A 9,667-nucleotide genomic window follows, 5' to 3' on the forward strand; every position below is an offset into this window, starting at 1 on the left:
AGCAGGAAAAAGGAGGGTGCTCAGCCACCCTGGATCAGCACCTGGTGGTCACTGGCTGACGCCAGGCCTTGTGCCTCCAGGGCCTGAATGAATGCCTCGGCCGACATTGGCCGGGCAAACAGGTAGCCTTGCTGGAAATCGACGTTGTGCCGGGCCAGGTAGTCACGTTGTGCCTCGGTTTCCACCCCTTCGGCAACGATGCCCAGGCCCAGCTTGCTCGAAAGCTCGATGATACTGTCGAGGATATGCAACGACAGCGCATCGCCGCCAATCATCGCCACGAAGCTCTGGTCAATTTTCAGGTAGTCGACCTGGAACTGACGCAAGTAAGCCAGGCTCGATTGTCCGGTACCGAAGTCGTCCACGGCAATCATCACCCCCAGGTCGTGGAGCCCGGCAAACAACGCGTGGGTGACCTCGCTCGGGGCAATGAGTTTGCGTTCGGTCAATTCCAGGGTCAGGCGCACGCGGCCCTTGGGAAAGGCTGCGAGGAACGCATGGCAGTCATCGAGCAGGGCCAGATCCTGGCAATGATCGGCGGTGATGTTGATACCGATGTGAAAGCCATCCGCCATGCGCTCGGCATGCGGGGCCAATACCTCGACGGTACGGGCCATCAGCTGGCGGGTCATGGGCACAATCTGGCCGCTGTGTTCGGCATAGGGGATGAACAGGTCAGGACGGACCAGGCCTTCGCGTGGATGTTGCCAGCGCATCAACACCTCGACACCGGCCCAGCGGTAGTCGCCATGGCGTACCACGGGCTGGAAGTAGGGGATGAATTCGTTGGCCTCGATGGCTCGTTGCAGTTCCACCCGAGGCGAACTGGCCCGGCGCAGTTGCCAGTAGCAGGTAACCGCGGCCATGGCGCCGAGCATCACCAGCAGACCGAACAGGGCTGGATACTCGCTGCGCATTTGTTCGCCAACCTTGCCCTGGGTGTAACCGCTGTGAATAGAGAAGGGATAGCGCGTCGAAACATACTCGCTGGCGGCCACCTCAGATGTTGGGGCAAGGCCTTTGTGGACCTGACCACTGCGGTCTATCCAGTTTTGTCCGACTTGCAGGATCAATTGATTGTCGGTGCCGAGCAGGTAGAGGGCCCCGATCAGATGATCGCCATCGACTGTGGTGATAGCGCCCCGTTCGCCTTCAGACACCCGGTACACCAGCAATGGATGCCCGGGGGTTACCGAATTGCCATCCATCAGCCACAGTTTGCCTTGAACGTAGTCATCGACGTTGACCGGCTCGCTGTAAGGCCCGAACAGTGAGTTGCAATACAGTTCGCCGCGGTATTCGAGGTTGGTGGAGCGAACAAAGGCGCGCCGGGTGACTTGATCGCGCAGGGCCAGTTTTTCTTCAACGCACGGTTGACCGGCCAGCGGCAGCAGTTCACTGGCGGCGCGGGAGGCACTGTCGAGGATCCGTTCAATCTGGCCACCTACCCGTTGTGCACTGGCCTCGCTGCGGTTCTGCAGCTCCCGGCCAGCTTGCCAGTGCATGATCAGCAGTCCGCACACCATGGGCAAGGCACCGACCAGCCAGGGCAAGAGTGTGCGCCAAAGGCGTAAAGGACGGTGTTTTACCGAAAAGGGCATAGAGACTAACCTGAAAAATACAGAACTGTGCAGAGGATAGCCGTACGTCGGAATCGTGTCTGAACTTAAAGTGCGACAAATTGGATTACGCACTGTAGAATCATCTTACGCATACAATAATAAGGTTCCTCGCCACTCGAGGAATCAACCCGCCGAGAATGGGTCCATATGAAGTGTCATGGGTTCAAGCTGATCTATGGTGACTACCTCGCACGCAGTGTGAGGGGCATCTCCTGCGCGCCGCCATCTTCGCTCGACATCGATAGCAAGTAATCACCGTTTTTAGCGCTTTGATGATGAGGTAATGAGCATGGCCGACATTTTTGAAAACCCGATGGGCCTGATGGGCTTCGAATTCATCGAGTTCGCTTCGCCGACCCCTGGCGTCCTGGAGCCGATCTTTCAGATCATGGGCTTCACCAAGGTGGCGACCCACCGTTCCAAGGATGTGCACCTGTACCGCCAGGGTGACATCAACCTGATCCTCAACAACGAACCGAAAAGCATCGCTTCGTACTTCGCGGCCGAGCACGGTCCGTCGGTGTGCGGCATGGCTTTTCGCGTGCGCAACGCCCATGAGGCCTACGCCCGTGCCCTGGAACTGGGGGCTCAGCCGGTGGAAATCGAAACCGGTCCGATGGAGCTGCGCCTGCCGGCGATCAAAGGCATCGGCGGTGCGCCGCTGTACCTGATCGACCGTTTCGAAGAAGGCAGCTCGATCTACGACATCGACTTCAACTTCATTGAAGGTGTCGACCGTCACCCGGTCGGTGCCGGCCTGAAGATCATCGATCACCTGACCCACAACGTTTACCGTGGACGCATGGCCTATTGGGCGGCGTTTTACGAAAAACTGTTCAACTTCCGTGAAATCCGTTACTTCGATATCAAAGGCGAGTACACCGGCCTGACCTCCAAGGCCATGACCGCGCCCGACGGCATGATCCGTATCCCGTTGAACGAAGAGTCGTCCAAGGGCGCCGGGCAGATCGAAGAGTTCCTGATGCAGTTCAACGGCGAAGGCATTCAGCATGTGGCCTTCCTCACCGACGACCTGCTCAAGAGCTGGGATGCGCTGAAGAAACTGGGCATGCGTTTCATGACTGCGCCGCCGCAAACCTACTACGAAATGCTCGAAGGTCGTTTGCCAGGTCACGGCGAGCCAGTCGACGAACTGCAGGCCCGCGGCATCCTGCTCGATGGCTCTTCGCAGCCAGACGACAAGCGTCTGCTGTTGCAGATCTTCTCGGAAACCCTGATGGGACCGGTGTTCTTCGAGTTCATCCAGCGCAAGGGCGATGACGGCTTTGGTGAAGGCAACTTCAAGGCACTGTTCGAATCCATCGAGCGCGATCAGGTACGCCGCGGTGTGCTGAACGCCGAGTAATCGAGCGCCATAACTGTAAAAGGCCATTGAGGGTTCTCAATGGCTTTTTTGTGGGTGCTGTCAGGGCTGCGCAGGTGTTGAACGGTTTTTTGTCCTTCTGAACATTCCCCAGTATCCGGCTGCCGAGGTCATGATGCCGACCAGCAGCAGTGACGGTAAGGCAGCGCGCATCGCGTGGCGAATCGCCTGCCAGGATTGGCCGTCCGGGTAACCGGCATGCACGGTGTATCCATACCTTTGCGAGGTGAGCTTCAGGGTGTTTTCCGCATGGTTGGGCACCTGGTAGTACTCACCGTTGCCGGTTTCCCAGACATACTGGCCACCGAATTGCAGACTCAATACCACGGCGTTCTGGAAGCCGAGCAACTCTGCCTGCAGGACCTTGAGGTTGGCGGCAGCGATGATCGCGGATCGGCCCTCCTGCAGCCGATACAGCAGGATGTCCGAGCCCGGGGTTGCAATGGTGCTTGGGTACACGCGCAGACGTCCTTCAATATAACTACCCAGATTAAGGGTGATGTCAGTCGAACCATACAGCGTGCTGCAATAAATTCGATTGTCCTTTTCCAGGGCCAATGAGCGTACGTTCGGTTGTCTGACCATTTCCATGCGCAAGTCAGACAAAATCGCTTCACAGGGCTTGTCCAGCAGACTTATGGCTTGCTGGCTGGTGTCGTGCAGGGACTGGATAACCCTGTCGATGGCGTACACGGCTTCGCGAGCGGTCACCTCGATGGTTTCTTCTTGCTTACGGTCGACCTGCAACACAAGTACCAGCAGGCCACAAGTGACAGGTGCCAGCCCGATCAGAAGGGTGACAAGAAACTCGATCAGGCTACGCCCGGCGTGGGAGTGTGGAACCATGGTTGGGTGCCTCTATGCTGAGCGGAGGGTCAGCATAGAGAAGCGCACCCGAGTCGCCTGTAGGCGTCATTGTTAGCGGCTGTAGTACTCTTCAACTTGACGTCAGGTTCAAGTGGCCTTGCCTGCAGCCAGGGCCGCCACCACCAACTTGGCTACCGCGGCCCCGGATGCCGGATTCTGGCCAGTGATCAAGCGGCCTTCTTTCTGGTCGGCGATGGCAAATTCTTTCCAGGGATCCTCTGCCTTGCGATAGATCCCACCCCGGGCACTCAACTCGGTCTCGGTCAGGTAGGGCACCACTTTGTCCAGCTCGGCCAATTGTTCTTCGATATTGGAGAACCCCGTCACTTCACGGTCCTTGACCAGCAGCGTGTTGTCGCTGAGCTTGATATTGAGCAGGCCCACTGCACCATGACAGACTGAAGCGACCACCCCCCCGGCCTCGAAAATGCGTCGCGCCAGGTCCTGTAGCCCGGCATTGTCCGGGAAGTCCCAGATAACCCCGTGGCCGCCGGCATAGTAGATCGCTGCGTAGTCCTGGGCCTTGACCTGGCCGGGGCTCAAAGTGCTGCCCAGGCGATTCATGAAGGCTTTGTCGTTGTACCACTCCCAGTCAATGTCCTGGGCCATGCTCAGGCTGTGAGGGTCGATCGGTACATAGCCACCCGCCGGGCTGAGGTAATCGACCTTGTAGCCTGCCTTCTCGACGTGCTCGACAAAATGCACCGCCTCACCCAGCCAGAGCCCGGTGGCACGTTTGAGCGTCGGGTATTTGGCCGTATTGGTCAGGACCACCAGAATCTTTTTGCTCATTACCAGACTCCCTTCGCTGGATCGGACCCGGTTCGCCCGGATCACCAAGGTAAACCCATACAGCATAGTAGTGCCTGGCCAGGTTGCCATTCCTTGCTGGCTGTGTGCTAGCCTTGCTGGAGCCTTGAATCTGACACTGGAGTCAACAGCCTCATGAGCAACACGACAGCGCAAACGGATGAATTCATGCAGGCCGCCATCGACGAGGCGCGCAAAGGCCTTGAAGAAGGCGGGATTCCGATCGGTTCGGTGCTGGTGCACCAGGGGCAGATCATCGGTCGCGGGCACAATCGGCGGGTACAGTCCGGCAGCGCGATTTTGCATGGCGAAATGGATGCGCTGGAGAATGCTGGCCGACAGCCTGCCACGGTTTATGCCGATTCAACGCTGTACACCACCTTGTCACCCTGTGCGATGTGCAGTGGCGCGATCCTGTTGTACGGGATCAAGCGGGTGATCGTCGGCGAAAACCAGACCTTCCTCGGTGAAGAGGCGTTGCTAAAGTCCCGCGGCGTGGCGCTTGAGGTTCAACACAATGACGCCTGCATCGGCATGATGAAGGATTTCATCAAAGCCCGGCCGGAGCTGTGGGACGAAGACATCGGCCGCTAGGAGTTATTGGCTGCAGTACCGCTCCGCTGACTGGCCAGACGCTCCAGAAGCAGATAGACCAGTCCGGCCAGCAGCAGTGGCAGGAGAAAGTACACCACCCGGTAACCGATCAGCGCCGCCAGCAGGGTGCCCTTGCCGTAGTGGGCTTGCAGCAGGGTGAGAAACACGGTCTCCAGTACTCCCAGGCCTGCCGGTATGTGGGTAATGACGCCTGCGATACTGCTGATCATCAGCACCGCGAGGATGGTCGGGTAAGCGACCTTGTCCGGTAGCAGGCTGTAGACCACCAAGGCCATCAGCGCCCAGTTGCAGGCCCCCATAAGCAGCTGCAGGGCCGCCATGGGCAGGCCGGGCAGGGTGATTTCGTGGCCGCGCAGTTGCCAGGTCCGGCGCCGGGCAAAGCGGCAGGCGAGCAGATAGCCCAAGGCCGTCAGCAACAGCAGCAGGCCAACCAGGCGCAGGCCGTTGCTGCCGATTTCAAATCCCGCAGGCAAGCGTGGCAGTCCACAGAGAAACAGGGTACCGGCCAGGAAAAAATAGCCTGTCCAGTTGGTCAGCAGGCCCAGGCTGAGAATCCGGGTAACCGTCGCAACCGACAATCCCAGACGGGTATACAACCGATAACGCAGGGCAATCGCCCCGACCCAGGCGCTGAGGTTGAGGTTGAAGGCGTAGCAGACGAATGCCAGCGGCAGAACCTGGCGCGCTGGCAGGTGATGGCCAGTGTAGCGCCGGCCGATCAGGTCGAAACTGCTGAACAAGGCGAAGCTGCAAGCGCTGACCAGTCCGGCCAGCGCCAGGGTTTGCCAACGGTAGGACGTCAATGCATGGCGCACTTCCTGCCAGTCCAGGTTCTTGAGCAGGGTGTACAGCAACACCGGGACCAGGATGAAAAAGCCCAGGGTGAGGAGCTGGCGGGCGCGGTGCCAGCGTCCAGTGCGCGTGTTCATGTGGTCTTGCCTGTGGGCTGCTGCTCTGGCAGCAGCGGCTGCAGGCGCGGTACATGGGCGGGAAGCCAGCCGACCATCGCCGGGAAGTGGCGAATGAAGTGAAAGCTGAGGAAGATCAGCGGCGCACGCCACCAGTAACCGCGCAGCACGCGTTTCAGACTCACCGGCTTGCAGCGGTGGATGCACAGGTCCTGCAGGTGCTCGTGCAAGCGCTCGTTGAGTGGCTGGTCGTGGATCACCAGGTTGGCTTCAAGGTTCAACGACAGGCTCAAGGGGTCGAGATTGCTGGAGCCCACGGTCGACCAGTGCTGGTCCACCAGCGCCACCTTGCCATGCAAGGGCCGCTCGCAATATTCGAAGATCCGTACACCGTCGCGCAGCAGGTAGTTGTAGAGCAGCCGTGAGCACAGGCGCACCAGCGGCATGTCGGGCATGCCTTGCAGCACCAGGGTCACTTTCACCCCGCGGCGGGCGGCATCGCGCAAGGTACGCAGCAGGCGATAGCCGGGAAAGAAATACGCGTTGGCAATGACAATCCGCTCGCGGGCGCGGCTCAGGGCCCTGAGGTAATGCCGCTCGATGTCGTTGGGGTGATCCTGGTTATCGCGGATGCACAGAATCATGCTGGCCTGATCGCTGTCGGCGGCCAGCGGCAGGGCGCGCTGCCACCAGTGGCGACTGCGCTGGCGCAGCCGGACGGACTCGTCGAGCAGTGCCAGGGTCGAGTTGCGCAGGTCGGCGACAATCGGCCCGCGCACCTGTACGGCATAGTCCTGCTTGGCCATGGGGCCGAAGTCCTCCAGATGATCGGCGCTGTAATTGATGCCGCCGACAAAGCCGACTTCACCGTCGATCACCAGGATTTTGCGGTGCAAGCGGCGGAACAGGTTAGTGCGCATGCCCAGGCGTTTTGGGCTCGGATCGAAGGCCTGCAGATGAACACCGGCGTCGCTGAGCGCCTTTATGTAGTCGAGACTCAGGTCGGCAGTACCGAAACCATCGACCAGCATCTCCACCCGCACACCACGCTGCGCTGCAGCGATCAGCAGCTGTTGCAGCTGGCGGCCGACCTTGTCTTCGAAAATGATGAACGTTTCCAGGAGGATCTCTTCGCGCGCCTGTTCGATGGCCGCAAACACACTGGGGAAATAGTCTTCACCATTGATCAGCAACTGGACCTGGTTGTCGGCCCGCCATTGTCCGTTCACCAGCGCACCTCCACAGCCAAAGGCAAGTGATCGGAAAGGTGTGTCCAGGGTTTACGCGACATCACTTTGGGCGCATGGGCGCGGGCGTTGCGCAGGTAGATGCGGTCCAGGCACAGCAACGGCCAGCGCGCCGGAAAGCTGCGCGCCGGTTTGCCGTAGGCCAGGGTGAAGACTTCCTGCAGCCCGCAACCGGCCAGTTGGGCATCGGCGCGCTGGCGCCAGTCGTTGAAGTCGCCCGCGACGATCACCGGCGCCGTCGGCGGCAGGCTGCCGAGCAGCCGGCACAAAAGCCCAAGCTGTTGCTGGCGCTGGCGTTCATCCAGCCCCAGGTGCACGCAGATCGCATGCAGTTCCAGCGCTTCGGGCAATGCCAGTACCGAGTGCAGCAAGCCCCGCTGTTCGCGGCCTTTGACACTGATATCCAGATTGTCGTGGCGCAGGATCGGGTATTTGGACAGCAGCGCATTGCCGTGCTCACCGTCCGGGTACACCGCATTGCGGCCATAGGCGAACACCGGCCAGAGGCTGTCGGCGAGGAACTCGTACTGCGGCACATCCGACCAGTTGCGGTGACGCCGCCCGTGTTGGCGATGGCTGCCCAGGACTTCCTGGAGAAACACCAGATCAGCATTTTCACTGCGCACTGCTTCGCGCAGTTCCGGCAGTACATAGTGGCGGTTGAGGGGGCTGAAGCCTTTGTGGGCGTTGACGGTCAGCACCCGCACATGGTCCACCGCTGGTGCCGTGGCCAACCTGTCGGCGGGTATTTCCAGGTTCAATGCGCGTTCGCCATGGGGCAACGGGTCGGCCACGTCGGACCTCCTTTGATAGGGCCTGACAGCTTTCGCCAGAGGCGTTTACTGTCGCTGCACTATCAAAGGACCGTGGGGCGCAGGAGGGGGTTCAACCGTATTGCCCAATGGTCGGTTCGCGCCTAGAGGCCTTGCTGCACCAGCGGATCGTCGGGGTTCAACTGTTCGAGCTGGGCCAGCAGCACCTGCACATTCTGCATCTGCCCGGTTTCTTTCCAGTACTCGATCAACAATACCCTGGCCTTGCGGTTGGCCGGGTCACGGGATACCAGTGTTTCGAGCTGCTTCTGCGCCGGTTCCACCTGTTCAAGCTGGTGCAGCGTGGTCGCCAGGGTGTAGCGGTACTCGTTGTTATCCGGTTCGAGCTCCAGGGCGCGGGCAAAGGCCAGTAGGGCATATTCATCCTGGCCGTGGCGCAACAGCCAGTGTCCCAGTTCGTGTTGCAGGAAGGCTGAGTCCGGGCGTTGCTGCAAGGCATCGGCCAGTACCTTACGCGAGGCATCGGTCTGCTCCTGGCGCTCCAGCAGTTGTACCTTCACGGCCAGGGCCTGAAGGTTGTCCGGGTCCAGTTGCAGGGTCTTGTCGAGGGCCGCGGCGGCCTCCTTGAGACTGTTTTCGTGCAGGTAAAGCTGGGCCAGATGCAACTGCGCGGCAGGGTCGTCGGTCTGCTGTGCGAGTACCTGCTGATACTGCTCCAGGGTGTGCTGCAAGGGCCCGAAATACAGGCCGATATCGTCAGGCCCCAGCCCCAGCAAGGCGTCGACCACGGCGAAGCGCACGCTTTGCTCTTCATCGTCGAGCAACGGTCCGAGGGCCAGGCTGCGCTGGGCGCCGGGCAGCATGGCTTGAATGCTGGCGATGGCGGCACGGCGAACCAGTGGATCGTCGTGCTGCAGGTCGCGGTTGGCCAGTTTCAGTGCCAGCGGCGAGGGGTAGTTGGGCAGTTCGGCGTACAGGCCGGCACGGCGGATGGCGGAAAGATCGCTGCGTCCCAGCTGTTGATACAGCACTCTGGCTGCGCCGGGCTGGCCGTTGTGGGCCATGGCCAGGGCCTTGGCATAGGTGTGCTTGAGTGCCGGCGCCGGCGCGGGGCTGTCGTCACGCCAGAAGTACCCGCCAAGGCCCAGGACGATAAGCAGGATCAGGCTGATCAGGGTGTATTGGCGTTGTTTCGACATGGGTGGATCCGGGGCACGCGGCAGGCAAGGGTATCAGCTTGTGACAGGTAGGTGTCTGCGTCAAATGCTGTAGGTCTTGGTGTAGGGTGCTGATCTTTGGGTTGTGGTGTTGTGGTGTTGTGGTGGTGGGGTTGTGGGCTTATCCATTTGGTGTGGCGAGGCTGCCGGCCCCTTCCGCCTTTACGGCGGCCTACTTTTTTCTTGGAAAAAGTAGGCAAAACCGCTCGCTCCTGCATCCGGCC

At 60.3% G+C, this 9,667-nt stretch carries 9 protein-coding genes; 2 read left to right on the forward strand and 7 right to left on the reverse strand.

The window, feature by feature from the left end:
• Positions 1-20: 20 nt before the first annotated feature.
• Complete coding sequence (locus AC07OF_RS19190) at positions 21-1,601, reverse strand: EAL domain-containing protein (RefSeq protein ID WP_157192231.1); 1,581 nt, start codon at positions 1,599-1,601, stop codon at positions 21-23.
• A 310-nt stretch (positions 1,602-1,911) separates the two neighbouring features.
• Between AC07OF_RS19190 and hppD the strand changes: the two genes are divergently transcribed.
• Complete coding sequence (gene hppD / locus AC07OF_RS19195) at positions 1,912-2,988, forward strand: 4-hydroxyphenylpyruvate dioxygenase (protein WP_038616518.1); 1,077 nt, start codon at positions 1,912-1,914, stop codon at positions 2,986-2,988.
• 60 nt (positions 2,989-3,048) lie between these two features.
• On the opposite strand, the gene AC07OF_RS19200 is transcribed toward hppD, so the two are convergent.
• Positions 3,049-3,852 (reverse strand): CSS-motif domain-containing protein, encoded by an 804-nt coding sequence (locus tag AC07OF_RS19200; RefSeq protein ID WP_157192232.1) that lies wholly within the window; start codon positions 3,850-3,852, stop codon positions 3,049-3,051.
• Positions 3,853-3,960: 108 nt separating this feature from the next.
• On the reverse strand, positions 3,961-4,665 hold the full coding sequence (locus AC07OF_RS19205; protein ID WP_157192233.1) for a type 1 glutamine amidotransferase domain-containing protein: 705 nt from the start codon (positions 4,663-4,665) through the stop codon (positions 3,961-3,963).
• Between the two features lie 153 nt (positions 4,666-4,818).
• Between AC07OF_RS19205 and AC07OF_RS19210 the strand changes: the two genes are divergently transcribed.
• Positions 4,819-5,277 carry a nucleoside deaminase gene (locus tag AC07OF_RS19210; protein WP_495073334.1) on the forward strand — a complete coding sequence of 153 codons (459 nt, stop codon included), beginning with the start codon at positions 4,819-4,821 and terminating at the stop codon, positions 5,275-5,277.
• Here the strand turns inward: AC07OF_RS19210 and AC07OF_RS19215 are convergent.
• From AC07OF_RS19215 to AC07OF_RS19230, 4 genes are all read right to left on the reverse strand, one after another.
• On the reverse strand, positions 5,274-6,227 hold the full coding sequence (locus tag AC07OF_RS19215) for a lysylphosphatidylglycerol synthase domain-containing protein (RefSeq protein WP_495073335.1): 954 nt from the start codon (positions 6,225-6,227) through the stop codon (positions 5,274-5,276). The two genes, AC07OF_RS19210 and AC07OF_RS19215, sit on opposite strands and share 4 nt — an antisense overlap.
• Positions 6,224-7,435 (reverse strand): cardiolipin synthase ClsB, encoded by a 1,212-nt coding sequence (gene clsB / locus AC07OF_RS19220; RefSeq protein ID WP_191832009.1) that lies wholly within the window; start codon positions 7,433-7,435, stop codon positions 6,224-6,226. The genes AC07OF_RS19215 and clsB overlap by 4 nt, the downstream gene beginning before the upstream one ends.
• A complete protein-coding gene (locus AC07OF_RS19225) occupies positions 7,432-8,187 on the reverse strand; it encodes an endonuclease/exonuclease/phosphatase family protein (RefSeq protein WP_495073336.1) in 756 nt (251 codons plus the stop codon). The genes clsB and AC07OF_RS19225 overlap by 4 nt, the downstream gene beginning before the upstream one ends.
• Before the next feature lie 182 nt (positions 8,188-8,369).
• Positions 8,370-9,425, reverse strand: a complete 1,056-nt coding sequence (locus AC07OF_RS19230) for a tetratricopeptide repeat protein (protein WP_157192237.1) — start codon at positions 9,423-9,425, stop codon at positions 8,370-8,372.
• Positions 9,426-9,667 lie beyond the last annotated feature (242 nt).

This window comes from Pseudomonas sp. GW821-FHT10B02, from assembly GCF_059415665.1.

Coding starts and splice junctions, on each gene's coding strand:
- AC07OF_RS19190 (WP_157192231.1), bottom strand. CDS start 1,601: ATGCCCTTTTCGGTAAAACACCGTCCTTTACGCCTTTGGCGCACACTC.
- hppD (WP_038616518.1), top strand. CDS start 1,912: ATGGCCGACATTTTTGAAAACCCGATGGGCCTGATGGGCTTCGAATTC.
- AC07OF_RS19200 (WP_157192232.1), bottom strand. CDS start 3,852: ATGGTTCCACACTCCCACGCCGGGCGTAGCCTGATCGAGTTTCTTGTC.
- AC07OF_RS19205 (WP_157192233.1), bottom strand. CDS start 4,665: ATGAGCAAAAAGATTCTGGTGGTCCTGACCAATACGGCCAAATACCCG.
- AC07OF_RS19210 (WP_495073334.1), top strand. CDS start 4,819: ATGAGCAACACGACAGCGCAAACGGATGAATTCATGCAGGCCGCCATC.
- AC07OF_RS19215 (WP_495073335.1), bottom strand. CDS start 6,227: ATGAACACGCGCACTGGACGCTGGCACCGCGCCCGCCAGCTCCTCACC.
- AC07OF_RS19230 (WP_157192237.1), bottom strand. CDS start 9,425: ATGTCGAAACAACGCCAATACACCCTGATCAGCCTGATCCTGCTTATC.